The sequence below is a fragment of the Bacillus cereus group sp. N31 genome (assembly GCF_016483245.1).
Classification (GTDB): Bacteria; Bacillota; Bacilli; order Bacillales; family Bacillaceae_G; genus Bacillus_A; species Bacillus_A toyonensis.
This window is the reverse complement of sequence record NZ_JAEHCH010000009.1, coordinates 88797-113785: the sequence shown is the minus strand read 5'-3', so window position 1 is coordinate 113785 and position 24989 is coordinate 88797. Positions and strand designations below refer to the sequence as shown.

Here is a 24989-nt window from a genome sequence, read left to right as displayed (position 1 = left end):
ATGAAAAAAGAGAGAAAACCTAAAATTGTCATCATGGGAGGAGGAACTGGACTCTCTGTTTTATTAAGAGGATTAAAGCAATATCCTGTTGATATTACAGCAGTTGTTACAATCGCTGATGATGGTGGCAGTTCAGGTAGATTACGTGATGAGCTAGAAATTCCACCCCCAGGTGACATTCGTAACGTACTTGTTGCACTGTCGGATGTAGAGCCCCTGGTGGAAGCTTTATTTCAGCATCGTTTCACAACGGGAGACGGACTGAAAGGTCATGCGTTAGGAAATCTGTTATTGGCAGGTATGACCTCGATTACAGGAGACTTTTTCCATGCAATTACAGAAACGAGTAAAGTATTAAATGTCAGAGGACGTGTATTACCAGCAGCGAATCAAAGTGCAGTACTGCATGCGGAACTAGAGGATGGAGAAATTGTAACAGGTGAATCAAAGATTCCGTATTTCGGAAAGAAGATTAACCGTGTCTTTTTAACTCCAGAAGATGTAGAGCCGTTACATGAAACGTTAGCTGAGATTAAACGAGCTGATTTACTTGTTTTCGGTCCAGGAAGTTTGTATACGAGTATATTGCCGAATTTAGTTGTTAATAAAATTGGGGACGCTGTTCTTGCTGCAAAAGCAAAGAAGGTATATGTATGTAATGTTATGACACAAGCGGGTGAAACGATGGGGTATACTGCGTTTGATCATGTGCAGGCGTTACATGATCATTTAGGGCAACCATTTATCGATACTGCAATTGTAAATAATCGTGATATTCCTTGTGAATTACGCAAGTTATACGAGGAAGAAATGTCGACACCAGTTGTAGTGGATGAAGAGCGTTTTACTGAAAATCATATTGATGTCATTCAAGATAGATTAGCGAAGTATGATGAGCGTGTTGTAAGGCATGATACGTTAAAGTTAGCTTCTATTTTATATTCACTGTTATAAATGTGCGTTACCTCGTTTTGAGGTAACGCTCCTCATTCATATAGGACAAGATTTTTGTTCCATAATAATCGTATAAGGAGGTGTTGACTGTGTCATTTGCATCGGAAACAAAGAAAGAGTTGACGAATCTTGAGGTGAAGGAATGCTGTGAGAAAGTAGAATTATCAGCATTACTTCGAATGAACGGGTCGCTTTCTTTTTCAAATCGTCGTCTATCTATCGATATTCAAACGGAAAATGCGGCAATTGCAAGAAGGATTTATACGCTTTTGAAAAAAGGATATGACGTAACGGTAGAATTACTTGTTCGTAAAAAAATGCGATTGAAGAAAAATAATGTATATATTGTGCGGCTTGTTGAGAAGTCTCGTGAAATATTAGCAGATCTTCATATTGTCCGGGACGACTTTTCATTTATTCGAAATATATCACAAGAATTAATTGAGAAGAAATGTTGTAAACGATCGTATTTACGAGGTGCATTTTTAGCAGGTGGTTCAGTAAATAACCCAGAAACATCATCTTATCATTTAGAGATCTTTTCGTTATATAAGGAACATAATGATGCTATATGTGAACTGATGAACGGATTTGATTTAAATAGTAAGACGTTGGAAAGAAGAAAAGGGTACATTACGTATTTGAAAGAAGCAGAAAAAATTACGGAATTTTTAAATATTATAGGTGCTCATAACGCACTTTTAAGATTTGAAGATATTCGAATTGTTCGTGATATGCGTAATTCAGTGAATCGACTAGTGAACTGCGAAACAGCTAATTTAAATAAAACAATTGGTGCAGCGCTAAGGCAGATTGAAAATATCCGCTATATTGATGAGTCAGTTGGTCTAGATATTTTGCCAGATAAACTAAGAGAAATTGCGCAACTACGAAGAGATTATCAAGATGTAACATTGAAAGAGTTAGGTGAGATGGTATCCGGGGGGAAAATTAGTAAATCGGGTATTAATCATCGTTTGCGTAAAATCGATGATATTGCAGAGAAATTACGCGCGGGGGAAACGATAGCAAAAAAATAAGAGGTTAAAGGGGAAATGGAGCTGTGGTTCAAAAACAGGTTAAAGTTTCATTAAAAAACGGCTTGCAAGCACGTCCGGCTGCGTTGTTTGTACAAGAGGCAAATCGCTTTCATGCAGATATCTTTATCGAGAAAGATGGAAAGACAGTAAATGCAAAGAGCATAATGGGGATTATGAGCTTAGCAATCGGAACTGGTAGCATGATAACAATTACAACAGAAGGTTCAGATGCAGAAGAGGCTTTAGAAGCATTAGCTGCATATGTACAATAAAATGGCTATCGCGCATGTGCGATAGCTTTTTTGTTTTTGCTGTTTACTTAAGGGGAGTTTGCGGGATAGGGGGTATGTAGCTGGTTTGTCCTTGTCGTAGATTGTCGGTAAATCGATATGTTGTGTCGAACCGTTGATATATTAAAAAAATCGTTGATATAATTTGAGTTTTGTTCGATATAATTGAAAAATCGTTGATATATTTAAGGGAATACCAGGATGGGTATACAGACGGAGGGCATGATAATAAAAAAGCGCCCTGTAATAGGGCGCTTCTGCTTTTAAGTGTATCCAGCTCCAGCGGCTAGCTCTTCGTGTTTAAGAACCTTCCGCATAAGAAGGCAAAAAGCGCCTTTTATGCGAAAGAACCTTAGCCAGTCAGAGCTGAACGAGCCGCTTCCGCTTAAAATCTATTAACGATTTGTAAAGATCTTATCAATTAAGCCGTATTCTAAAGCTCTTTCTGCTGTCATGAAGTTGTCGCGGTCTGTGTCGCGTTGTAGTACTTCAAGTGGTTGACCTGTACGGTCAGCAAGAATTTGGTTTAATTTTTCACGTAAGAATAGGATACGTTTTGCAGCGATTTCGATTTCAGTCGCTTGACCTTGTGCTCCGCCAAGTGGTTGGTGAATCATTACTTCACTGTTAGGAAGAGCGAAACGTTTTCCTTTTTCACCTGCTGCAAGTAAGAATGCACCCATAGATGCAGCCATACCGATACAGATTGTTGATACTTGTGGTTTAATAAACTGCATTGTATCGTAAATTGCCATACCTGCTGTGATAGAACCACCAGGGCTATTGATGTAGATGTGAATATCTTTTTCTGGATCTTGAGATTCCAAGAATAAAAGCTGGGAAACAATTGAGTTAGCTACGTTGTCATCAATTGCACTACCAAGCATAATGATGCGGTCTTTTAATAGTCGAGAGTAAATATCGTAAGCGCGTTCTCCACGATTTGTTTGTTCAATTACTGTAGGAATTAAATTCATCTGTTATTTCCTCCTTCTAAAGCTTTCTTAGTCTTATAATACAATTATGGTCAATAAAGGTCAAACGAAACCACTTTAAATCAAAAAAATATGTAGTTGTACCATGAAATATTCGCTATGTTTTTGAAATTCCCTGCTTATGTATCTTCAACATCATAACCGAATTACATAAATTTAAACGTCATGAAAACTGTAGAAAAAAAGAAAAGAACGCCTTTTGATTGAAGCGTTCTTTCGATATTTATTCTTTTAAAAGATAGGTTACTCTATTTAAAATCTTTTCGATTTGTTTCGCGTTTTTACTATACATTTCGCTTGCTGATTTCGATTTTGTTTCTAAAGAAAATAGCTCAAGATCAGCATGACATTTTTTTAAAGATGCCAATAATAAAGGTTTGTTTTGAGGAGAAGGCATTTGGAGTTTGTCATTATAAATGTCGATAGTAAGTTGCCCGTATGAGTCAACTTGACCGAGAAAAACATTTTCAATGACAACACCCAGCTTTTCTAATTCTGAATGTAGCCAAGCGCGGTTATGCCCGCTTGATGACAGAGGTTCATCTAGTACATTTCCATCCATAATAACAGTTTGTGGTTCCTTCTCGTTTGGTACTTTTAAACCTACGTCTTTTGCTGTAAGTGGTTGGCGATCTTTCTTTAATAATACATTTAATTCACCGCTCGGTTCTAGTACAGCAAATTCAACATCCGCTACGCTGAATGCATTTTTTCCTCGGAGTAGTTCAAGTAATTCGTCACTTGTATATTTTTCTTTCTTTAAGTTATCTTCGAGTACTTTTCCATCTTTTATTAATACGGTAGATTTCCCTTCAAAGAAGTCCCGAGCTGTTTTGTTCTTTAAGGAGAGGATTCCTGTGAAAAAAGGTACCACAGCGAAAATGAGTATCGCAAAGACGCCGTGGAAAAATTTTGAATCGAGCCCTGTAGATACTTGGGCAGCGATGTCACCGATTGTCATTCCGGCTATGTATTCAAAAAAGGAGAGCTGAGAGATCTGTCTTTTCCCTAACCATTTCGTAATAGCGAATAAAATGATTAATATGAATACAGAGCGAAGAATAACGAGTGTCCATTCGGGCAGGTGAGACATAGTCATTTCCTCCAGTCTACTTAAAACCCTTTATATTGAGGTTCTTCACGTTCTAATACTGAAACTCTATCTTTTACATCAGCGATGACGCTGTCCATTTCTAACATACATTCATGAAATACGCGTTTTGATTCTTCATCCTGTGAATTTAATGAAAGGGAGCTTAAACTTGCTTGAGCGCCCCTTAAACTAGCAAGACAAGTTTTTACGCTAGCGATAACAGTCATGCAAACACCTCTTATCCTTTCGGTTTAAATAGTAATGCTCCAATGAAGCCGAAAATAATCGCTGCTGATACACCTGCGCTCGTTACTTTAAACATACCAGTAATTACGCCGACGATTCCATGTTTTGCAGCTTCTTCCATCGCGCCGTGAACGAGGGCGTTTCCAAAGCTTGTAATAGGTACAGTTGCCCCAGCCCCGGCGAAATCAATTAGTGGTTCATACAAATTGAATCCGTCTAATATAGCTCCAGCAACAACGAGTGTTGCCATTGTATGAGCTGGTGTTAGTTTGCCGACATCAAACATAAGTTGTCCAATTACACATATAAGTCCACCGATTACAAAAGCCCAGAAGAAAATCATTGCGTTGCACCTCCAAATTCAATCGAAACGGCGTGGGCGATACACGGAATCGTTTCTTCTTGTTGGAATGTAAGTGGAGATAGTAAAGCGCCTGTCGCAACGACAAGTATTTTTTTGAATTCTCCTCTTTTCATTCGGTTTAATAAGTGACCGTATACGACTGTCGCTGAACAGCCTGGACCACTTCCGCCGGCTATTACAGGTTGACCTTCTCTATAAATGAGTAGTCCGCAGTCTTGAAATTGTTCACTCGTTACTTTTGTCCCATGTTTATGTAGTAAGTCATAAGCAATTTCGCGTCCAACATGTCCGAGGTCGCCTGTTACGATTAAATCATAGTGAGATGCATCAAGATTTCTTTCTCTTAAATGAGCTTCAATTGTATCGACAGCAGCAGGGGCCATTGCACCTCCCATATTAAATGGATCAGTTAATCCCATATCAACAATGCGCCCAATTGTGGCGGAAGTTACTCTTGGGCCATGTCCTGTATCGCTTAAAATAGCTGCGCCCGCACCAGTTACTGTCCACTGGGCCGTAGGAGGTTTTTGACCACCATATTCAGTTGGATAACGAAATTGTTTTTCCACAGCAGCGTTATGGCTTGAAGCTCCAGTTAATAAATATTTTGCGCCTTTTGCATTTACGATACTTGCACCGAGCGCTAAACCTTCCATAGAAGTAGAGCAAGCGCCAAATAATCCGAGATAAGGTGTGCCAAGTGTGCGGCATGCAAAGCTAGTAGGCGTAATTTGGTTAATTAAATCTCCAGCGAGAACGAATTGAATATCATCTTTCCTAAGTCTCGCTTTTTCTGTAGCACGGCTACAAGCTTCTTCAAACAAAATTTTATGTGCTTTTTCGTAGGAATCTTGTCCGAGCCATAAATCTTCATGAAGGGTATCGAAGTCTTCAGGGATTTTCCCCTTTGCCTCAAAGGGGCCACCGATTACACCTGTTGAAATAATAACTGGTTTGTTTTCGAATACCCATGTTCGGTGTCCTTGTAACATTTATAACCCTCCCCATTGAACGAGAATCGTTTTAATAAGTGCGATGACGAAAGCGGAAAATACGCCAAATAAGATGACTGATCCTGCTAGTTTAAACATGTTACCACCAACGCCAAGAACGAATCCTTCTGTACGGTGTTCAATACATGCGGCAATAACAGAGTTACCAAATCCAGTAACGGGAACTGCGGTACCAGCACCAGCAAATTGTCCAAGGCGATCGTAGACGCCAAATCCCGTCAGTAGCATGGAGATAAAAATAAGAGTTGCAACGGTAGGGTTTCCGGCAGAGCGTTCAGTGAAATCAAAATACGTAATATAAAAGGTAGAAATCAGTTGGCCTATTAGACAAATGAATCCGCCGACGAAAAAAGCTTTTATACAATTTTTTAAAACGGGGCGTTTCGGTTCGCGCTGTTGTTCGAATTTTTTATATTCTTGTTGTACAGGTGTTAGGTTTTTATCTTTACTAGACATTTGAATCCTTCCTTCTCTATTAGAAAGCTTAAATATTAGATCCCATTTCTGATTGAATGAGTTTCAGTTGTTTTTTGATGCCGTCGTTACTTACTTTATTTTTCTTAATTTTGTTTTCAAGTTCTTCTATGAGTATAAAGATCTTTTTGTCTGTACTTACACGAATATCGAAAGTAGGATTTTCATCACTTAGTTTCTTTTTTAATTTACTTCGTAAAGGTTTTAAACCAAATCTTTCGTGATGTTCAGGTTTGATGGCTATGTAAAGATCTAAATTTGTATTAACTGCGGTAGCTTCTATAATTCCTTCCATACCAAGAGCTTTTTTCTTAGCGTCTTGCGATATAGATTGATTAAAGGATTCTGTACTCATTTTTGTTAATTTAGGACCTTTTTTCTCATCTGTTCGCTTCGCTTCTTCTTTCTTTACCTTTTTATCTAACGGGCTATTATCACATCCGGTAAGTGAACCGAATAGCAGCATAAATAACGCGGTTATGATTCCGAGTTTTCGCATTATAATCATTCCATTTCTATTGCATTATGTAATGTGAGAAAAAGGATGATTGCATATCACCCTTTTTCTCAAATTGTGTACCATTAGATGAAATGGTACTTTCGGTTATTGCTGTGAATATTGTGGTTCTTCTTGTTGGACTTCTTCAACGCGTGGGTTTAAAGAATCAATAATAGTTTGCGTTTGCTCTGCAGCTGTTTGGAAAAGTTGTTTTGCTTGTTGGTTATCCGTATCAAGAGCGAATCCCTCTAAGCTAGCTTGTGCACTTTTTAATCCAGAAACAGTTTGCTTTAGTTTTGTAATTACAGTCATTGAATGAAGCCCCCTTTGGAATATCAATTCAAAGATTATAATTTGTGAGTTGAGGTGAATTTATGATTGGAAAATTTAGGTGTATTACACGTGTAGATTACAATTTTGTAATGAATATGTAAGGGTAAGCGATAGTGGAAAAACTTTTTCTCCTAGAATAAAGAATGTAAAGCAAGTTAAAAGGATATGTTAAGGAGAGGGGAATGGGTTTAATTGGAATTTTTATATTAGTTATTGGTGTGGCAAGTTTTTCTCATAATGAGGTGATTGATAGATATAATCCGCTTGTGAAAGAAGACTTTGTATATGTAAAAGCGAAAGAATCCGGCCGATTATCCACAGTTGGAGAGGTAGCTGGAGACTATAAATTTACTGGTTAATCCGCTTCGGGTGAAGAAAGAGATGTTAAGTTTTATGCGCCGCGTGGACTTAGAGAAGGGGCATATGTAAAGGTTAAAATAAAAGGTGAATATATTGAAACATACCAAGAAGTACAGCCAAATGAAATTCCAAAAGGGATTAAAAAGAAACTAGATAAATAAGATGGTTAAGAATTGCCTCCTAAATGTAGAAATTAGGGGGCGTTTTTATGCAGGAAAAAGCGTACGTACAATGTGTTATCAAAGAGTTTTTATTGATTTAAATGGTTTTTATTGCTATTATTATGAAGAGAAAATGAAGTATATTTTATAATCATGCGCCCATAGCTCAGTCGGATAGAGCGGTGGTTTCCGGTACCACGTCTGCCGGGGGTTCGAATCCCTCTGGGCGCGTTAAAAATCCCTAACTTACATCGTTGTAAGTTAGGGATTTTTTTATTCAATAATTGTATTGTTTGTCCTGTAAATACCAGATTGGTAAGGGTTATGAATCAGTTGATGCCGTTGAACCAGCTTGCGCTTTATTCATTTTAAATAATGATAAATTCATTATATATTGCAAAGTAAAGGCTGCAAGTATAATGAAGATCGGGAAGAAGAAATAGCGATAACGAATTTGAACTTCAGTCACTAAGTAAATGAGAAAAGCACCGATAATCAGAATTTGAAAATACTTCATGTTTAAATTTTTAAATGGAGAACTGAAAAGAAAAATAAGGACAGAACCCATGCTCAGCAACATAATCGATACATAGTGTATAAAGTCTAGTTTTATAAATGAAACATCGTTGATAGTATTTCTGGCGATATCATTTATAGGGATATATGCATAAGAATCTGTTGGACTACCCCACATAATAATATTTTTTTTGTTCATAAGAGGGATAAGGTCGGTTAAATTTTCGGTTCTTTCTTTAATTAATTGTTTTTGAATTCGATTATGTTCCTCTATATCAAAATCGACAATACTTTGTCTTAATTTAGCGAAGTCCTCTAAGGAATATTGGCCGTTAGATTCTTTATTCAAGCCTATAACAAATTTCCAGCCAGAATCCGCATTGGTTATTGGGTTATGTGAAATATTAAGCATTACAGGAATATAGGCTAAAGTATATAAGATAACTAAGTATGTAGAAATAAATGTTATAGAAGAAATGAAATTCCTTTTTAAAATATTGCTGTGAAAGAATAAAAGGAAAAGCCCGGCAGCTATTAAAAATAGGATCCCAATAGGATAAATAATATTTCCTAAAGCGAATAGCAGACCACCAAAAACCATATTTATGTAATTTTTATTTTCATCGCGTGCTAATAGGTGATACGTTCCCCAAGAAAACAACATCATAGAAAGATGCTGATTTGTGAGCACAGGGACTAGTAAAAATAAGTTAATAGATGTTACGTATAAAATGAAACCAAATCGCCCGAAGGTTTCATTGTTTAATCGGTGTTTAGCTATGTAAAAAATAGCTAAACCTGTTAGCAATGTATACACAATATTCAAGAACTGTAAGGCAAAGTAACTATGTGAGGTTAATGTAAGAACAAGTGCCTCGTAAATTGTAAAGCCCAACTGAGTAGTATTCCAAAAGAAGTACTGATTATCCTTAATGGCTTTCATGTTGCCAGCGGCTAATTCTTTAGCTCCATCCAACATGTACTGAAAATCAGAAATTGGAGACGAAGGGACTAATTTAATAATTATGATAGATATCAGTAGATAAACGATGCTTATCGTATAGACGTATTTTTTTGTGCTTATATTTCTTGTTAAGAAAACGAGGGCATATATGAAAATGATGAAAGTACATATCCCAAAGATGATAAAAGGACTAAATGCCAAATCTTGTTGTTGAAAGATACTCCAACACATGATTAGCAGAATGATACATGATGCCAGGTTAACTCCTAATGAAGGTATACTTCGAAGTGTTTTTTGCATGATTCATCTCCCGTTCTAATTGTTGTATATAATGGGAAATTTTACGTTATAAATTTAGTTCTTTCAATATTTATAGTTAAAGATTTGTTGTTTTCTATGAAATTTTATTGTTTTATACACGAGAAGATAGAGTTTTATTCTATCTTCTTTTTTTATTTCCCTATTGTTATATCTAGTGATAAGATTTACTATTAGTATGTGGTTCTAATTTTTGCGCACTATTATTTTCTTTCAATATTATTCAAATTTCGGTTGTAAGTTGTAAATCTCATTAATACATATAAATTAATAATATTTTGGAATGGGTGTCTGCGATAGGATTCTCCTTTTACCAAACTTATTGTACAATAGAAACAAGGGGGAGATTAGTTTGAAGGCAAGTCTTTTACAAGAACAAAGCTTACGTTTGGCAATGACACAAGAGTTAAGGCAAGCGATTACAATGCTTCAGTATAATGTACAAGAATTATCGGAGTTTTTGTATGAGCAATCGTTAGAGAATCCCCTTATTGAGTTAGGTGGTTTTGAGAGGGAGAAGAAGAAGAGCTCTAACAAAAGTAAAAGTACCAGCAAACAAGTCGAGAATCAGATGGAAATCTACAGTGTGGATTCCATGACGATTCAGCAACATTTATTAAATCAAATACAGTATTATAAAATAGAAGAAGAAGAGCGAAAAGTAGCTTCTTTCATTATTATGAACATGGATGGAAATGGGTATTTACAAGAAACGAATGAAGAGTTAGCAGATCTCCTTTCTGCACCGCTTCATGTAGTCGATCGCTCTGTAGAGATTGTCCAATCACTTGAGCCGGCAGGGGTAGGAGCACGTAATATTCAGGAATGTCTAATCTTGCAATTGAAGCGCTTACAAAGAAGGGATGGATTAGCGGAAGATATTGTAGAGGAGCACTTTGCTTATTTCGTGAAGAAGGATTGGCGAAAGCTCGTTCATGTGCTGAAGTGTAGTAATGAAGAATTACAATCCGCGGTGAACTGTATTACATCATTGCAGCCGAAACCAGGCCTTGCGTATTCTTCGGATAAACCACTGTATATTGTGCCTGACATGGCAGTGAAAAAAGAAGGCGATCGCCTCGTTTTACAGATGAATGAGAGAAATATGCCGAGAATTGAAATTCACTCTGAGTACAGTGCACTTCTTAATAATAGTGAAAGTGAAGTAGCATCTTACGTTTCAGAAAAGTATCAGCATGTGCAATGGATTATGCGCAGTTTGAAACAGAGAAAACAAACACTTCTGCAAGTGATGACGATTATTATGGAAAAACAACGTGATTTCTTTTGGGAAGGTCCAGCGTATTTGAAGCCACTCGCTTTAAAAGAGGTGGCGGAAGAGCTAAGTGTGCATGAGTCTACGATTAGTCGTGCAACAAGAAATAAGTATGTGCAAACACCACACGGTTTATTTGAGATGAAATCGTTCTTTAGTAATGCAGTTTCGACGACAGAGGATGAGGCAGTTTCAACGAAGCGAGTGAAACAGTTTATTCAAACGCTTGTGGAAGCAGAGAACAAGAAAAAGCCACTCTCAGATCAAAAGATTTCAAAATTATTAGAAGAAGAGCATGAAATTGTTATTTCTCGAAGAACAGTGGCGAAGTATAGAGAACAAATGCATATCCCAGCTTCATCATTACGAAAAACGATCGGATAGGTGAAGAAGATGAAAGTTGTACTATATACAAAAGTAGATTGTGGTCTTTGCGTGCAGGCGAAACAAGTTTTACAAGAAGTACAATGTGAATATTCTTTTCAAATCGAGGAAATAGATATATATGAAGATAATGACCTTTTAGAAAAATATCATTTAATGATTCCGGTTGTAGAAATAGGCGGAAAACAAGTAGAATATGGTAACATTCACAAAGGTGTCATAATAAACTATATAAAGAATGCAGTTAAGAGTTGAATAAGTTTCTATCTCCTGTTACAATAATACACGTAGCAGGGATTATTTTTTTAACCTATGTGGGACACAAAATGTCACTACGGGACGTAAAGTGACCACAAGGGAAAAATGAACCAATGTAGTGAGGAGAAAAGATATGCGCTCATGGATTCAGAACACAAAAAAATTATTACCTGATCTGCTACCTGTTATGCAAACGAGAATGCAAATTCTTCAATACATTAGGCTCATGCAGCCGATTGGAAGAAGAAACTTATCAGCAAGTCTCGGTATGACAGAACGAGTATTGCGAAGTGAAGTTCAAGTTTTGAAAGAACAAAACTTAGTTCACGTCGCTTCTTCTGGAATGACTTTGACAGAAGAAGGAACAGCTTTAGTTCTTGCTTTGGAAGACTTTATGAAAGAAATTTCCGGGTTAAAGGTTTTAGAAAAGCAACTTAAGGAAACATTAGACTTGGATGAAGTTTTCGTTGTCCCTGGTGATAGTGATGAATCGCCGTGGGTCAAACTGGAGATGGGCCGTGCTTGTGTGACTTGTATAAAAGACCGTCTGACAGCGAATAATATCGTTGCTGTGGCTGGAGGAACTACGCTAGCTGCTGCTGCGGACATGATGCAACTTGATTGCAAAGATTTACATATGCTATTTGTCCCAGCACGTGGTGGAATTGGAGAAGGTGTTGAATTAGAAGCCAATACCATTTGTGCCAAGATGGCGCAAAATACGATGAGTAATTATCGCTTATTGTATGTTCCAGACCATGTTAGTAGCGAAGCATATGCGTCTATTGTGACAGAGCCCTCCGTGAAAGAAGTTCTTGAGTTGATTCGATCTTCCAATATCGTCATTCATGGAATCGGTGATGCGTTAACAATGGCACGTCGCAGAAGTACTTCGGAAGCAGATTGGTTAAAGATTCAATCAAACGAAGCAGTTGGCGAAGCTTTCGGTTACTACTTTAATGAACAAGGAAATGTTGTTCATAAAGTAAGAACAGTTGGTATGCAACTTGAAGATTTACAAAATGTATCTCACGTTGTTGCAGTCGCTGGAGGTTCTTCAAAGGCAAAGGCAATACAGGCTGTAATAAAGCAAGGGCACACTTCAATTCTAATTACAGATGAAGGTGCAGCAAAACAATTAACAAAGGGTATTACCCTTTAATATAATCCCCCAAGGAGGAAATTCAAATGACTAAAATTGGTATTAATGGATTTGGACGTATCGGACGTAACGTATTCCGCGCAGCTCTTAACAACTCTGAGGTAGAAGTAGTAGCAATCAACGACTTAACAGATGCTAAAACATTAGCTCACCTTTTAAAATATGACACAGTTCACGGAACTTTAAATGCAGAAGTATCTGCTAACGAAAACAGCATCGTTGTTAACGGTAAAGAAATTAAAGTTATCGCTGAGCGTGACCCAGCTCAATTACCATGGAGCGACTACGGAGTAGAAGTAGTAGTAGAATCTACTGGCCGTTTCACTAAAAAATCAGACGCTGAGAAACACTTAGGTGGATCAGTTAAGAAAGTTATCATCTCAGCTCCAGCTTCTGACGAAGATATCACTGTAGTTATGGGTGTTAACCACGAACAATACGATGCAGCTAACCACAATGTAGTATCTAACGCTTCTTGTACTACAAACTGTCTAGCTCCATTCGCTAAAGTATTAAACGAAAAATTCGGCGTAAAACGCGGAATGATGACAACAATTCACTCTTACACTAACGACCAACAAATCTTAGACTTACCACACAAAGATTTACGTCGTGCTCGTGCAGCAGCTGAAAACATGATCCCAACATCTACTGGTGCTGCTAAAGCTGTAGCATTAGTATTACCAGAACTTAAAGGTAAATTAAACGGTGGCGCTGTACGTGTTCCAACTGCTAACGTTTCTCTTGTTGACTTAGTTGTTGAACTTGACAAAGAAGTAACAGTTGAAGATGTAAACGCAGCATTCAAAGCAGCAGCTGAAGGCGAATTAAAAGGTATCCTTGGATACAGCGAAGAGCCATTAGTATCTATCGACTATAACGGATGTACAGCTTCTTCTACAATCGATGCATTATCTACAATGGTAATGGAAGGTAACATGGTTAAAGTACTTTCTTGGTACGATAACGAAACTGGTTACTCTAACCGCGTAGTAGACCTAGCTGCATACATGACTTCTAAAGGTCTTTAATTCTTAAGTATATAAGCAATCAATGACAAAACGAGGGAGAGGGTTTGTTCCCTCTCTCTCTTCTTTCGTTTTAGAAGCAAATGTGTTAAGCTTTTGAATGGGTTTTGTCAATCCTAACTAGTAGTCGGAGGGAAATCCAATGAACAAAAAATCAATTCGTGACGTAGATTTAAAAGGTAAGCGTGTATTTTGCCGCGTTGATTTCAACGTACCTATGAAAGAAGGCAAAATTACAGATGAAACTCGTATCCGTGCAGCTCTTCCTACAATTCAATATTTAGTAGAGCAAGGTGCGAAAGTTATTTTAGCAAGCCACTTAGGCCGTCCAAAAGGTCAAGCAGTAGAAGAATTACGTCTTACTCCAGTAGCAGCACGTTTAGGCGAGCTTCTTGGTAAAGATGTTAAAAAAGCAGACGAAGCATTCGGACCAGTTGCACAAGAAATGGTTGCAGCAATGAACGAAGGCGACGTATTAGTTCTTGAAAACGTACGTTTCTATGCGGGCGAAGAAAAGAACGATGCAGAACTTGCGAAAGAATTTGCAGCTCTTGCTGACATCTTCGTAAACGATGCATTCGGTGCAGCTCACCGTGCTCACGCTTCTACAGCAGGAATCGCAGACTACCTACCAGCAGTATCTGGTTTATTAATGGAAAAAGAGTTAGATGTACTTGGTAAAGCACTTTCTAACCCAGAACGTCCATTCACAGCTATCATTGGTGGTGCGAAAGTAAAAGATAAAATCGGTGTAATTCGTCATCTATTAGACAAAGTAGATAACTTAATCATCGGTGGCGGACTTGCTTACACATTCGTTAAAGCTTTAGGTCATGAAATTGGTCTATCTCTATGTGAAGACGACAAGATTGAACTAGCTAAAGAATTTATGCAACTTGCAAAAGAAAAAGGCGTAAACTTCTACATGCCAGTTGATGTTGTAATCACAGAGGAATTCTCTGAAACTGCAACAACTCAAATCGTTGGTATCGACTCTATTCCTTCTACATGGGAAGGCGTGGACATCGGTCCTAAAACACGTGAAATTTATGCAGATGTAATTAAAAACTCTAAGCTTGTTGTATGGAATGGACCAATGGGTGTATTCGAAATGACTCCATTCGCAGAAGGTACAAAAGCAGTAGGACAAGCATTAGCAGATGCAGAAGATACATACTCTGTTATCGGCGGTGGTGACTCTGCAGCAGCTGTTGAAAAATTCGGTATGGCTGATAAAATGAGCCACATTTCTACTGGCGGCGGTGCGTCATTAGAATTCATGGAAGGTAAAGAGCTTCCAGGTGTAGTTTGTCTTAACGACAAATAAGTAGCAGCCAAAGAAAAAGGACGGTGCAAAGCATGCGTAAACCAATTATCGCAGGTAACTGGAAAATGAATAAAACTCTATCTGAAGCAGTTAGCTTCGTAGAGGAAGTTAAAGGTCAAATCCCAGCAGCTTCAGCTGTTGATGCAGTAGTTTGCTCTCCAGCTCTATTCTTAGAGCGCTTAGTAGCGGCAACTGAAGGAACGGACTTACAAGTAGGTGCACAAAACATGCACTTCGAAAAAAATGGTGCATTCACTGGCGAAATTAGCCCAGTAGCACTTAGCGACTTAAAAGTAGGCTACGTAGTACTTGGCCACTCTGAGCGTCGTGAAATGTTTGCTGAAACAGACGAATCAGTAAACAAAAAGACTCTTGCAGCATTTGAACATGGTTTAACACCAATCGTATGTTGTGGTGAGACTTTAGAAGAGCGCGAAAGCGGAAAAACATTTGATCTAGTAGCAGGTCAAGTGACAAAAGCACTTGCAGGTTTAACAGAAGAGCAAGTTAAAGCAACTGTTATCGCTTATGAGCCAATCTGGGCTATCGGTACAGGTAAATCATCTTCTTCTGCAGATGCAAACGAAGTATGTGCGCACATCCGTAAAGTTGTTGCAGAAGCTGTTTCTCCAGAAGCTGCAGAAGCTGTTCGTATTCAATACGGCGGTAGCGTAAAACCAGAAAACATTAAAGAGTATATGGCACAATCTGACATCGACGGCGCTTTAGTTGGCGGTGCTAGCTTAGAGCCTGCTTCGTTCTTAGGTCTTCTGGGGGCGGTAAAATGAGAAAGCCAACAGCTTTAATCATTCTTGACGGTTTCGGACTTCGTGAAGAAACTCATGGGAATGCTGTAGCACAAGCTAAGAAACCTAATTTTGATGGTTACTGGAACAAATTCCCTCATACAACGCTTACAGCTTGTGGTGAGGAAGTAGGTCTTCCAGAAGGTCAAATGGGTAACTCTGAGGTTGGTCACTTAAATATCGGTGCTGGCCGCATCGTATACCAAAGCTTAACACGCGTAAACGTTGCAATTCGTGAAGGTGAGTTCGATCAGAACGAAACATTCCAAAATGCAATTAAAAGCGTGAAAGAAAAAGGTACTGCTCTTCATTTATTCGGTTTACTTTCTGACGGTGGTGTGCACAGTCACATGAACCATATGTTTGCTCTTCTTCGCTTAGCAGCAAAAGAAGGCGTGGAGAAAGTTTATATCCATGCGTTCTTAGATGGCCGCGATGTTGGACCACAAACAGCAAAAGGTTATATCGATGCAACAAATGAAGTAATTAAAGAAACAGGTGTAGGACAATTCGCGACTATCTCTGGTCGTTATTACTCCATGGACCGTGACAAGCGTTGGGATCGCGTAGAAAAATGTTACAGTGCTATGGTGAATGGTGAAGGCCCTACTTATAAATCAGCAGAAGAGTGTGTAGAAGACTCTTATGCGAACGGTATCTATGATGAATTCGTATTGCCGTCTGTAATTGTTAACGAAGATAACACGCCAGTTGCAACAATCAATGATGATGATGCAGTTATTTTCTATAACTTCCGTCCAGACCGTGCAATTCAAATTGCTCGTGTATTTACAAACGAAGACTTCCGTGAGTTCGATCGTGGTGAAAAAGTACCTCACATTCCTGAATTCGTTTGTATGACACACTTCAGTGAAACTGTAGATGGTTACGTGGCATTTAAGCCAATGAACCTTGATAACACTTTAGGTGAAGTTGTTGCGCAAGCGGGATTAAAGCAACTTCGCATCGCGGAAACTGAAAAGTATCCGCACGTTACATTCTTCTTTAGCGGTGGTCGTGAGGCTGAATTCCCAGGAGAAGAGCGTATCTTAATTAACTCACCAAAGGTTGCAACGTATGATTTGAAACCTGAAATGAGCATTTACGAAGTAACGGACGCTTTAGTAAATGAAATCGAAAATGATAAACATGATGTTATCATTCTTAACTTTGCGAACTGTGATATGGTTGGCCATTCTGGGATGATGGAACCAACAATTAAAGCAGTAGAAGCAACTGACGAATGTTTAGGAAAAGTTGTAGAAGCGATTCTTGCAAAAGATGGTGTAGCACTTATTACTGCTGACCATGGTAATGCTGATCAGGAGTTAACTGCTGATGGCGGGCCTATGACAGCTCATACAACTAACCCGGTTCCTTTCATCGTTACAAAAAATGATGTAGAGCTTCGTGAAGGTGGTATTTTAGGAGATATCGCCCCAACAATGCTTACACTTTTAAATGTGGAACAACCGAAAGAAATGACAGGTAAAACAATTATTAAATAATTTGCTTATATAAAAAGGAGAGAATTTATTATGTCAACAATTATTGATGTTTATGCTCGCGAAGTCCTTGACTCTCGTGGTAACCCAACTGTAGAAGTAGAAGTTTACACAGAAAGCGGCGCTTTCGGACGCGCTATCGTACCAAGTGGTGCATCTACTGGTGAGCACGAAGCAGTAGAATTACGTGACGGTGACAAATCTCGTTACCTTGGTAAAGGTGTTATTAACGCAGTAAACAACGTTAACGAAATTATCGCTCCAGAAATCGCTGGTTTCGATGTAACTGACCAAGCTGGTATCGACCGTGCTATGATCGAATTAGATGGCACTCCAAACAAAGGTAAACTAGGCGCTAACGCTATCCTTGGTGTATCTATGGCAGTAGCTCACGCAGCAGCTGACTTCGTAGGTCTTCCATTATACCGTTACCTTGGTGGATTCAATGCAAAACAATTACCAACTCCAATGATGAACATCATCAACGGTGGTTCTCACGCTGATAACAACGTAGACTTCCAAGAGTTCATGATCTTACCAGTTGGCGCTCCAACATTCAAAGAATCAATCCGTATGGGTGCTGAAGTATTCCATGCACTTAAAGCTGTATTACATGACAAAGGTCTTAATACTGCAGTAGGTGACGAAGGTGGATTCGCTCCAAACCTTGGTTCTAACCGTGAAGCTCTAGAAGTAATCATCGAAGCTATCGAAAAAGCTGGTTACAAAGCTGGCGAGAACGTATTCTTAGGAATGGACGTTGCTTCTTCTGAGTTCTACAACAAAGAAACTGGTAAATATGACCTTGCAGGCGAAGGCCGTACTGGCTTAACTTCTGCAGAAATGGTTGATTTCTACGAAGAGCTTTGTAAAGACTTCCCAATCATCTCTATCGAAGATGGTTTAGACGAAAACGACTGGGATGGTCACAAATTATTAACTGAGCGTATCGGTGATAAAGTACAATTAGTTGGTGACGACTTATTCGTAACTAACACTCAAAAACTTGCTGAAGGTATCGAAAAAGGTATCTCTAACTCAATCTTAATTAAAGTTAACCAAATCGGTACTTTAACTGAGACTTTCGAAGCTATCGAAATGGCTAAACGTGCTGGTTACACAGCAGTTGTATCTCACCGTTCTGGTGAAACTGAAGATGCTACAATCGCTGACATCGCAGTTGCAACTAACGCTGGCCAAATCAAAACTGGTTCTATGAGCCGTACTGACCGTATTGCTAAGTACAACCAATTATTACGCATCGAAGACGAACTAGGCGAAATCGCTGTTTACGATGGTGTAAAATCTTTCTATAACATCAAACGATAATTGTAGAAAATAAACGACAGACCGTGAGAAATCACGGTCTGTTTTTTTATGCTAAAATTGTTCGCCCGTCATAAGTGACATGAAATGTTTGAAGAAGCGATTATAATCAAAATCAATTGCTATTTGATGACTCGGCCAATCAATAAATGGTTTAGATTCTCCTAAAGAGCGAAATTCTCCAATACTTGCCCCCTGTGCATAAGATTCTGTCATGACAACGATAGGTGATTTGTGATATGTAAACATAGCGTTATCAAGTAAAGCGAGTATTGGCATTGTGTCATGGAAGGGGCTGCCCTTTAAATGTGGTAGGGCGTCTTTATAATATCCGTAGTAATAGTGATCGAATAACGGTTTGACAAGTGGAGCTTTCCCTTTTGCCTCGATGTATTCGGCCATTTCTGGTGTAATGATGGAGTATTGGGTGACGTTTAATGGGTATATGTACATGTTAGCTGCGGATTGAAGGACTATATTAGCGGCAGTAGGATCGCCATAAAAGTTTGCTTCGGAAATAGGGGTAACATTACCAGGATGGAGAAAAGCACCGCCCATTACGTAGAAAGATTTAATTTGCTCCATTAATTGTTTACATACGATAAATAAAATTGCTAGGGAGGTAAGTCTTCCTAAACTTACAATGATTAATTCATCTTTATACTGTTCAATAAGAGGAATAACTTCAAAAAAATTCTCCATTTCTTCGTTAGTCACATTCTCCTTTGGAATAATTGGGCCGAGTCCCTGTTTCCCGTGTACATCTGTAAAAAAAGCAGGAGGGGCACCAGTAATTGGCCGTTCTGACCCACCAAAGATTTTGATATTTCTACCCTCTACTTCGTTTGTAAGAAAATGAGCATTTTCTACGGCCATTTTTTTTGGAACATTGCCGTAATCAGCAACGATACCGACTATTTCTATTTCATCGATAAAGAATGCTAAGAGGAGAGCCATCGTATCATCAATCCCAGGGTCACAAAAAATGAGAACTTTTTTGGGCATATGTTCACCACCTATCTTGTTTATCCCGTACAAACTTGCTTGGTGAGGGCTAATAATCAATAGGGATGAGGACACCTTCATTGATTAAAGTTTCACTTTATATATATGTAAGTTTAAGGATAAAAAGATTATTTTATTGAAATAATAGTATCATAAATTCAGAAAATAAAAACTTTTTATATTAGGTCAATATTTTTGACGTAATTTTTGTTTGGAAATGCAGTCATATCAAGGTTGTAAGCGTATAACATAGGCGGTTTTTGTTGTCAAGTTGATAAATTGCAGCTTTTTACAATTTATACTATGATAAAGATATTAACAGAAGATCGTATAAACATGAGGGATGATGAACATGAAATTTACAAAGATCCTTGTCCAAATTGCTGCTCTTTATGTGTTTTATATGGTTGGAACTTGGGTGCAAGAAATGTTGAATATTCCAATTCCAGGAAGCTTGATTGGGATGTTTCTTTTACTTGTTTTACTTAGCCTAAAAGTACTTCCAGTGAAATGGTTTGATTTAGGAGCGGAAACACTCGTCGCTATTATGCCGTTTTTATTAATTCCGCCAACGCTTGGCTTAATGAATTACGGTGCTTTTTTTATGAGTAAAGGAATTTCTCTTTTCATTACAGTTGTAGCGAGTACGTTTTTAATTATCATTGTCGCAGGACATACAGGGCAATATCTTGCGAATAGAAAGGAAAGAGAGTCGTGATGAGTCAAATATTAATCGGAATCGGTTGGGTTCTTTTTACGGTGCTATTATATCAATTATCTAAAAAAATCTATCAATTATTTCCAACACCATTTACTATTCCAATGCTTGTAGCGACAGGATTAATGGCTTTCTTATTTATTGTGCTTGATATACCATATCAACATTATATGGAAAGCGGTGGTGGCTGGATTGCGAAGTTACTTGGACCAGGTGTTGTAGCATTTGCAATCCCGCTTTACAAACAACGTCATGTGCTGCAAAAATATGTTGTACCGATTGCGGGCGGAGTATTAGTAGGTACAACAGTTGCGATTGCGAGTGATTTTGCTATTGCCTCACTTATGGGAACAGATAAAAGTTTAATTTTATCTTCATTACCAAAATCAGTGACAATGCCGGTTGCGATGAGCGTTTCTGAACAAGTTGGTGGTGTTCCATCCTTAACAGCGGCATTCGTAGTTATTGCAGGTATTACTGGAACGATTACAGGTCCAATTTTATTAAAATGGAGCCGCGTTACAAACTCGGTTGGTAAAGGTATCGGATTTGGATGTGCTTCTCATATTATGGGTGTTATGAGAGCAATGAAAAATAACGAACATGAAGGTGTTATTGGATCGGTAACAATGACATTAACAGCAATTTTGACATGTTTGCTCGGACCGTTATTTGCAATGATGTTTATGTAATAGAAGAAAAGCGAGAGCGACTCTATAGCTCTCGCTTTTCTATAGGATTTATGCTACAGTTAAAATAACTGAATCTTTGTAGGAGGTACGCCAAGTGCATACGTTATTATCCGTTTTACTTATTATTGTATCGATTTTAATGATTGTTATGGTACTTATGCAGTCTAGTAATAGCTCAGGCCTTTCAGGTGCAATTTCCGGCGGTGCAGAGCAATTATTTGGTAAGCAAAAAGCACGTGGAATTGAAGCGGTATTAAACCGTATTACAATTGTTTTAGCTGTATTGTTCTTTGTATTAACAATTGCTGTTACGTACTTAAACTTATAGAATTGAAAGAAGAAGCGTTAGTAGTTTGTACTAATGGTTCTTCTTTTTTTATTTTGTTATTTGAAAAAAGTTTCTAATTAGATTATAGAAATATAAATATGGTACACTAAGATATAGAAAGAATACGACTAGATTACAGAAGAGAAAGAGGAGAAGTACATGATGAAATTAGCATCTCCGAAACCATTTACATTTGAGGGTGGAGACCGCGCTGTTTTATTACTACATGGATTCACAGGAAACTCAGCTGATGTACGTATGTTAGGGCGTTTCTTAGAAAAGAAAGGCTATACTTGTCATGCGCCAATTTATAAAGGACACGGCGTACCACCAGAAGAACTTGTTCATACAGGTCCTACAGATTGGTGGCAAGATGTAACGGAGGCATATCAGCTTTTAAAAGATAAAGGCTTTGAGAAAATTGCTGTCGTTGGTTTGTCACTAGGCGGAGTATTTTCTCTGAAATTAGCATATACAATCCCTGTTTTAGGTGTGGTACCAATGTGTGCACCGATGTATATTAAGAGTGAAGAAACAATGTACCAAGGTATATTGGCATATGCCCGCGAATATAAAAAGCGTGAGCAAAAATCACCAGAGCAAATTGAACAAGAAATGTTGGAATTCCAACAGACACCGATGAATACATTAAAAGCATTACAAGAGCTAATTGCTGATGTACGTAATAATGTTGATATGATTTATGCACCGACGTTTGTTGTACAAGCGCGTCATGATGAAATGATTAATACGGATAGTGCTAACATTATTTATAATGGTGTAGAATCAACGTTAAAGGACATTAAATGGTATGAAGACTCTACGCATGTCATTACACTGGATAAGCAACGTGACGAGCTACATGAGGATGTATATAACTTCTTGGAGCAACTAGATTGGTAAGATCTAGTTGCCTCTTTTTTTCATAAGGAAATTTTTATGGAAACTGTAAAAAAATCATTAGGGGAGTATTGAATTTTCGCTTTATACATCCCCCATCTTTCGGATACACTAAATAATATAAGGGTTTAAAGGAGGTATTTTTGCTTGGAAGAAATCACACAAGAACATATTGATAAGTTGTTATTATTTATGAGAGAAGAAGCGTATAAACCGTTAACGATACAAGAGTTAGAAGAGGCATTTGGAATTAAAGGTTCTGAGGGCTTTAAAGATTTTGTAAAGGCACTTGTAATGATGGAAGAGAAGGGACTTGTTATTCGTACACGTAGCAATCGTTATGGTCTTCCAGAAAAAATGAATTTAGTGCGTGGTAAGTTAATTGGACATGCGCGTGGCTTTGCTTTCGTTGTGCCAGAAGAGAAGAAAACGGGAGATGATGATCTTTTCATTCCTCCTACAGAATTAAACGGTGCACTTCACGGTGATACAGTATTAGCACGCCTTAGTTCACAATCAAGTGGTTCACGTCAAGAAGGTTCAATTGTACGCATTTTAGAACGTGGAACGAAAGAACTAGTTGGTACATATACAGAATCGAAAAACTTTGGGTTTGTTATACCTGACAATAAGCGTTGGACAAGTGATATTTTCATCTTGAAAAGCGCATCCATGGGTGCTGTAGAAGGCCATAAAGTAGTTGTTAAAATTACGAGCTATCCAGAGAATCGTTTAAGTGCGGAAGGTGAAGTTATTCAAATTCTAGGTCATAAAAATGATCCAGGAGTAGATATTTTATCGGTCATCCATAAACATCATTTACCTTTAGCATTTCCTGAGGAAGTGATGGAGCATGCAAACAGTGTACCAGAAACGATTTCAGAAGAAGACTTGAAAGATCGCCGTGATTTACGTGACCAAATGATTGTAACGATTGATGGTGCAGACGCGAAGGACTTAGATGATGCTGTTACAGTAACGAAGCTTGAGAACGGTAATTACAAGCTTGGTGTTCATATTGCGGATGTAAGTCATTACGTTGAAGAAGGTTCTCCAATTGATGTTGAGGCAGCGGAAAGAGCGACGAGTGTATATCTTGTTGATCGTGTAATTCCAATGATTCCACACCGTCTATCTAACGGTATTTGTTCATTAAATCCGAAAGTAGACCGTCTGACACTTTCTTGTGAAATGGAAATCAACAACTTAGGTGATGTTGTCAAACACGAGATTTTCCAAAGTGTGATTAAAACGACAGAGCGTATGACATATGCTGATGTAAGAAGCATTTTAGAAGATGAGGACGAAGAGTTAATCAAGCGCTATGAACCATTAGTACCAATGTTTAAAGAGATGGGTCAATTGGCACAAATTTTACGTGAAAAGCGTATGCGCCGTGGTGCAATTGACTTTGACTTTAAAGAAGCAAAAGTATTAGTGGATGAAGAAGGAAAACCGACTGATGTTGTCATGCGTGATCGTTCTGTATCAGAAAAGTTAATTGAAGAATTTATGCTTGTTGCGAACGAAACAGTAGCAGAACACTTCCACTGGATGAACGTACCATTCATGTACCGTGTCCATGAAGATCCGAAAGAAGATAAGTTAGAGCGATTCTTCGAGTTTGTAACGAACTTCGGATATGCGGTAAAAGGACGTGCGAATGAAGTACATCCTCGTGCATTACAACAAATCCTTGAAATGGTTCAAGGACAGCCTGAAGAAGTAGTAATTTCAACGGTTATGCTTCGTTCTATGAAGCAAGCACGTTACGATTCGGAAAGCTTAGGACATTTCGGCTTATCAACTGAGTTCTACACGCATTTCACATCGCCGATTCGTCGTTACCCAGATACGATCGTTCATAGATTGATTCGTGAATACGTCATTAACGGTAAAGTCGACAGTGAAACACAAGCAAAATGGCGTGAAAACTTACCAGAGATTGCAGAACACTCTTCTAATATGGAACGTCGTGCTGTTGAAGCAGAGCGTGAAACAGACGAAATGAAAAAAGCAGAGTATATGGTCGATAAGATCGGTGAAGAGTATGACGGTATGATTAGCTCTGTAACAAACTTCGGTTTATTCGTAGAGCTTCCAAATACAATTGAAGGTCTTGTACACGTTAGTTACTTAACGGATGATTACTACCGTTACGACGAGAAGCATTTCGCAATGATTGGAGAACGTACAGGTAACGTATTCCGCATCGGTGACGAAATTACAATTCGCGTTATTAACGTAAACAAAGACGAGCGCGCAATTGACTTTGAAATCGTTGGCATGAAAGGTACACCTCGCCGTAAGTTCAAAGATCGTCCAGTCGTTATCGAACAGCCAAGAACAGGCAGAAAGAAACGGGGTGGACGTAGCGAGCGCAGTAATGAGCGCGGCGGCGAACGCGGTACAGGTAGAAAATTTGACCGTGGTGGCAAAGGTAAAAGCACAGGAAGAGGATCAGCATCAGCATCCACGTCCGCTAGTCAGCCAGGGAAAAAAGATGGTAATGGCAAGAAGAAAAAAGGATTCTTTGAAAACGTACCAGGATTCAAGAAGAAAAAGAAAAAGCGTAAGTAAGAAAAGAGTGGCTTCGCTTTGATGAAAAGCGGGGCCGTTTTTCTTTTTATTGGTCATTTCACTCCCTCGAACGA

27 protein-coding genes, 1 tRNA gene and 1 pseudogene are annotated in these 24989 nt (G+C 38.4%); 19 read left to right on the top strand and 10 right to left on the bottom strand.

The genetic code is table 11. From position 1 onward, the window contains the following. From JDS81_RS13785 to JDS81_RS13775, 3 genes are all read left to right on the top strand, one after another. On the top strand, window positions 1-954 hold the full coding sequence (locus tag JDS81_RS13785; protein ID WP_097954028.1) for a gluconeogenesis factor YvcK family protein: 954 nt from the start codon (window positions 1-3) through the stop codon (window positions 952-954). A gap of 89 nt (window positions 955-1043) precedes the next feature. After that, entirely contained in the window at window positions 1044-1994 is a 951-nt protein-coding gene (whiA, locus tag JDS81_RS13780; RefSeq protein ID WP_000006570.1) for a DNA-binding protein WhiA, read from the top strand. A gap of 23 nt (window positions 1995-2017) precedes the next feature. After that, a complete protein-coding gene (locus JDS81_RS13775; protein ID WP_000250298.1) occupies window positions 2018-2266 on the top strand; it encodes an HPr family phosphocarrier protein in 249 nt (82 codons plus the stop codon). A 413-nt stretch (window positions 2267-2679) separates the two neighbouring features. Here the strand turns inward: JDS81_RS13775 and clpP are convergent, their stop codons facing one another. From clpP to JDS81_RS13735, 8 genes are all read right to left on the bottom strand, one after another. Beyond that, window positions 2680-3261 (bottom strand): ATP-dependent Clp endopeptidase proteolytic subunit ClpP, encoded by a 582-nt coding sequence (gene clpP / locus JDS81_RS13770; RefSeq protein ID WP_001049156.1) that lies wholly within the window; start codon window positions 3259-3261, stop codon window positions 2680-2682. A 241-nt stretch (window positions 3262-3502) separates the two neighbouring features. Next, a complete protein-coding gene (locus tag JDS81_RS13765) occupies window positions 3503-4372 on the bottom strand; it encodes a DUF421 domain-containing protein (RefSeq protein WP_097954027.1) in 870 nt (289 codons plus the stop codon). 20 nt (window positions 4373-4392) lie between these two features. Next, window positions 4393-4599, bottom strand: coding sequence for a DUF1657 domain-containing protein (locus JDS81_RS13760; RefSeq protein ID WP_000215895.1), 207 nt, complete (start codon window positions 4597-4599; stop codon window positions 4393-4395). 11 nt (window positions 4600-4610) lie between these two features. Further along, on the bottom strand, window positions 4611-4961 hold the full coding sequence (spoVAE, locus tag JDS81_RS13755; RefSeq protein ID WP_000575919.1) for a stage V sporulation protein AE: 351 nt from the start codon (window positions 4959-4961) through the stop codon (window positions 4611-4613). Further along, on the bottom strand, window positions 4958-5974 hold the full coding sequence (spoVAD, locus tag JDS81_RS13750; RefSeq protein WP_000938948.1) for a stage V sporulation protein AD: 1017 nt from the start codon (window positions 5972-5974) through the stop codon (window positions 4958-4960). The genes spoVAE and spoVAD overlap by 4 nt, the downstream gene beginning before the upstream one ends. After that, window positions 5975-6451 (bottom strand): stage V sporulation protein AC, encoded by a 477-nt coding sequence (gene spoVAC / locus JDS81_RS13745; RefSeq protein ID WP_000095411.1) that lies wholly within the window; start codon window positions 6449-6451, stop codon window positions 5975-5977. Between the two features lie 28 nt (window positions 6452-6479). After that, complete coding sequence (locus tag JDS81_RS13740; RefSeq protein ID WP_097954026.1) at window positions 6480-6968, bottom strand: YhcN/YlaJ family sporulation lipoprotein; 489 nt, start codon at window positions 6966-6968, stop codon at window positions 6480-6482. A 105-nt stretch (window positions 6969-7073) separates the two neighbouring features. After that, a complete protein-coding gene (locus tag JDS81_RS13735) occupies window positions 7074-7280 on the bottom strand; it encodes a DUF1657 domain-containing protein (RefSeq protein WP_000216160.1) in 207 nt (68 codons plus the stop codon). A gap of 203 nt (window positions 7281-7483) precedes the next feature. Between JDS81_RS13735 and JDS81_RS30395 the strand changes: the two genes are divergently transcribed. The 3 genes and pseudogenes from JDS81_RS30395 (at window position 7484) to JDS81_RS13725 (ending at window position 8053) form a co-directional block, all read left to right on the top strand. Beyond that, the gene (locus JDS81_RS30395) at window positions 7484-7660 is read left to right on the top strand and encodes a hypothetical protein (RefSeq protein WP_000522888.1); all 177 of its coding nucleotides are present in this window, start codon (window positions 7484-7486) and stop codon (window positions 7658-7660) included. A gap of 15 nt (window positions 7661-7675) precedes the next feature. Continuing rightward, window positions 7676-7822, top strand: a pseudogene (locus JDS81_RS30390) (YxeA family protein); the annotation flags it as partial. A gap of 155 nt (window positions 7823-7977) precedes the next feature. Continuing rightward, window positions 7978-8053 (top strand) — tRNA-Arg (locus JDS81_RS13725). Window positions 8054-8144: 91 nt separating this feature from the next. On the opposite strand, the gene JDS81_RS13720 is transcribed toward JDS81_RS13725, so the two are convergent. Continuing rightward, complete coding sequence (locus JDS81_RS13720) at window positions 8145-9602, bottom strand: glycosyltransferase family 39 protein (protein ID WP_097954025.1); 1458 nt, start codon at window positions 9600-9602, stop codon at window positions 8145-8147. 370 nt (window positions 9603-9972) lie between these two features. Between JDS81_RS13720 and rpoN the strand changes: the two genes are divergently transcribed. The 8 genes from rpoN (at window position 9973) to eno (ending at window position 18695) form a co-directional block, all read left to right on the top strand. Next, window positions 9973-11280 (top strand): RNA polymerase factor sigma-54, encoded by a 1308-nt coding sequence (rpoN, locus tag JDS81_RS13715; RefSeq protein WP_000647945.1) that lies wholly within the window; start codon window positions 9973-9975, stop codon window positions 11278-11280. Between the two features lie 9 nt (window positions 11281-11289). Next, window positions 11290-11535, top strand: a complete 246-nt coding sequence (locus tag JDS81_RS13710) for a glutaredoxin family protein (protein ID WP_000869744.1) — start codon at window positions 11290-11292, stop codon at window positions 11533-11535. Window positions 11536-11671: 136 nt separating this feature from the next. Beyond that, entirely contained in the window at window positions 11672-12700 is a 1029-nt protein-coding gene (gene cggR / locus JDS81_RS13705) for a gapA transcriptional regulator CggR (RefSeq protein WP_097954024.1), read from the top strand. Between the two features lie 26 nt (window positions 12701-12726). Then, a complete protein-coding gene (gene gap, locus JDS81_RS13700) occupies window positions 12727-13731 on the top strand; it encodes a type I glyceraldehyde-3-phosphate dehydrogenase (protein ID WP_000161234.1) in 1005 nt (334 codons plus the stop codon). Between the two features lie 139 nt (window positions 13732-13870). Beyond that, window positions 13871-15055, top strand: a complete 1185-nt coding sequence (locus JDS81_RS13695) for a phosphoglycerate kinase (RefSeq protein WP_001036333.1) — start codon at window positions 13871-13873, stop codon at window positions 15053-15055. A gap of 32 nt (window positions 15056-15087) precedes the next feature. Then, window positions 15088-15843 (top strand): triose-phosphate isomerase, encoded by a 756-nt coding sequence (gene tpiA, locus JDS81_RS13690; protein ID WP_001231042.1) that lies wholly within the window; start codon window positions 15088-15090, stop codon window positions 15841-15843. Next, the gene (gene gpmI / locus JDS81_RS13685; protein WP_001231145.1) at window positions 15840-17369 is read left to right on the top strand and encodes a 2,3-bisphosphoglycerate-independent phosphoglycerate mutase; all 1530 of its coding nucleotides are present in this window, start codon (window positions 15840-15842) and stop codon (window positions 17367-17369) included. Before tpiA ends, gpmI begins: the two co-directional genes overlap by 4 nt. 30 nt (window positions 17370-17399) lie before the next feature. Beyond that, window positions 17400-18695 carry a phosphopyruvate hydratase gene (gene eno / locus JDS81_RS13680; RefSeq protein WP_000103946.1) on the top strand — a complete coding sequence of 432 codons (1296 nt, stop codon included), beginning with the start codon at window positions 17400-17402 and terminating at the stop codon, window positions 18693-18695. Window positions 18696-18746: 51 nt separating this feature from the next. Here the strand turns inward: eno and JDS81_RS13675 are convergent, their stop codons facing one another. Further along, on the bottom strand, window positions 18747-19697 hold the full coding sequence (locus tag JDS81_RS13675) for a nucleoside hydrolase (RefSeq protein ID WP_016107231.1): 951 nt from the start codon (window positions 19695-19697) through the stop codon (window positions 18747-18749). Between the two features lie 352 nt (window positions 19698-20049). On the opposite strand from JDS81_RS13675, the gene JDS81_RS13670 reads away from it, so the two are divergent. The 5 genes from JDS81_RS13670 (at window position 20050) to rnr (ending at window position 24915) form a co-directional block, all read left to right on the top strand. Then, window positions 20050-20415 (top strand): CidA/LrgA family holin-like protein, encoded by a 366-nt coding sequence (locus JDS81_RS13670; RefSeq protein WP_000673221.1) that lies wholly within the window; start codon window positions 20050-20052, stop codon window positions 20413-20415. Beyond that, a complete protein-coding gene (locus JDS81_RS13665) occupies window positions 20415-21107 on the top strand; it encodes an LrgB family protein (protein ID WP_000078307.1) in 693 nt (230 codons plus the stop codon). Before JDS81_RS13670 ends, JDS81_RS13665 begins: the two co-directional genes overlap by 1 nt. Window positions 21108-21201: 94 nt before the next feature. Continuing rightward, on the top strand, window positions 21202-21435 hold the full coding sequence (gene secG / locus JDS81_RS13660) for a preprotein translocase subunit SecG (RefSeq protein ID WP_000557263.1): 234 nt from the start codon (window positions 21202-21204) through the stop codon (window positions 21433-21435). A 162-nt stretch (window positions 21436-21597) separates the two neighbouring features. Further along, the gene (estA, locus tag JDS81_RS13655; RefSeq protein WP_000761983.1) at window positions 21598-22338 is read left to right on the top strand and encodes a carboxylesterase; all 741 of its coding nucleotides are present in this window, start codon (window positions 21598-21600) and stop codon (window positions 22336-22338) included. Window positions 22339-22482: 144 nt separating this feature from the next. Beyond that, window positions 22483-24915 carry a ribonuclease R gene (gene rnr, locus JDS81_RS13650; RefSeq protein WP_070173931.1) on the top strand — a complete coding sequence of 811 codons (2433 nt, stop codon included), beginning with the start codon at window positions 22483-22485 and terminating at the stop codon, window positions 24913-24915. Window positions 24916-24989: the final 74 nt, after the last annotated feature.

What these genes read in the sequence shown, in the direction of transcription:
- JDS81_RS13785 (WP_097954028.1), top strand. Translation starts at nt 1, where the DNA reads ATGAAAAAAGAGAGAAAACCTAAAATTGTCATCATGGGAGGAGGAACT.
- clpP (WP_001049156.1), bottom strand. Translation starts at nt 3,261, where the DNA reads ATGAATTTAATTCCTACAGTAATTGAACAAACAAATCGTGGAGAACGC.
- JDS81_RS13765 (WP_097954027.1), bottom strand. Translation starts at nt 4,372, where the DNA reads ATGTCTCACCTGCCCGAATGGACACTCGTTATTCTTCGCTCTGTATTC.
- JDS81_RS13760 (WP_000215895.1), bottom strand. Translation starts at nt 4,599, where the DNA reads ATGACTGTTATCGCTAGCGTAAAAACTTGTCTTGCTAGTTTAAGGGGC.
- spoVAE (WP_000575919.1), bottom strand. Translation starts at nt 4,961, where the DNA reads ATGATTTTCTTCTGGGCTTTTGTAATCGGTGGACTTATATGTGTAATT.
- spoVAD (WP_000938948.1), bottom strand. Translation starts at nt 5,974, where the DNA reads ATGTTACAAGGACACCGAACATGGGTATTCGAAAACAAACCAGTTATT.
- spoVAC (WP_000095411.1), bottom strand. Translation starts at nt 6,451, where the DNA reads ATGTCTAGTAAAGATAAAAACCTAACACCTGTACAACAAGAATATAAA.
- JDS81_RS13740 (WP_097954026.1), bottom strand. Translation starts at nt 6,968, where the DNA reads ATGCGAAAACTCGGAATCATAACCGCGTTATTTATGCTGCTATTCGGT.
- JDS81_RS13735 (WP_000216160.1), bottom strand. Translation starts at nt 7,280, where the DNA reads ATGACTGTAATTACAAAACTAAAGCAAACTGTTTCTGGATTAAAAAGT.
- JDS81_RS30395 (WP_000522888.1), top strand. Translation starts at nt 7,484, where the DNA reads ATGGGTTTAATTGGAATTTTTATATTAGTTATTGGTGTGGCAAGTTTT.
- JDS81_RS13720 (WP_097954025.1), bottom strand. Translation starts at nt 9,602, where the DNA reads ATGCAAAAAACACTTCGAAGTATACCTTCATTAGGAGTTAACCTGGCA.
- JDS81_RS13710 (WP_000869744.1), top strand. Translation starts at nt 11,290, where the DNA reads ATGAAAGTTGTACTATATACAAAAGTAGATTGTGGTCTTTGCGTGCAG.
- cggR (WP_097954024.1), top strand. Translation starts at nt 11,672, where the DNA reads ATGCGCTCATGGATTCAGAACACAAAAAAATTATTACCTGATCTGCTA.
- gap (WP_000161234.1), top strand. Translation starts at nt 12,727, where the DNA reads ATGACTAAAATTGGTATTAATGGATTTGGACGTATCGGACGTAACGTA.
- JDS81_RS13695 (WP_001036333.1), top strand. Translation starts at nt 13,871, where the DNA reads ATGAACAAAAAATCAATTCGTGACGTAGATTTAAAAGGTAAGCGTGTA.
- tpiA (WP_001231042.1), top strand. Translation starts at nt 15,088, where the DNA reads ATGCGTAAACCAATTATCGCAGGTAACTGGAAAATGAATAAAACTCTA.
- gpmI (WP_001231145.1), top strand. Translation starts at nt 15,840, where the DNA reads ATGAGAAAGCCAACAGCTTTAATCATTCTTGACGGTTTCGGACTTCGT.
- eno (WP_000103946.1), top strand. Translation starts at nt 17,400, where the DNA reads ATGTCAACAATTATTGATGTTTATGCTCGCGAAGTCCTTGACTCTCGT.
- JDS81_RS13675 (WP_016107231.1), bottom strand. Translation starts at nt 19,697, where the DNA reads ATGCCCAAAAAAGTTCTCATTTTTTGTGACCCTGGGATTGATGATACG.
- JDS81_RS13670 (WP_000673221.1), top strand. Translation starts at nt 20,050, where the DNA reads ATGAAATTTACAAAGATCCTTGTCCAAATTGCTGCTCTTTATGTGTTT.
- JDS81_RS13665 (WP_000078307.1), top strand. Translation starts at nt 20,415, where the DNA reads ATGAGTCAAATATTAATCGGAATCGGTTGGGTTCTTTTTACGGTGCTA.
- estA (WP_000761983.1), top strand. Translation starts at nt 21,598, where the DNA reads ATGAAATTAGCATCTCCGAAACCATTTACATTTGAGGGTGGAGACCGC.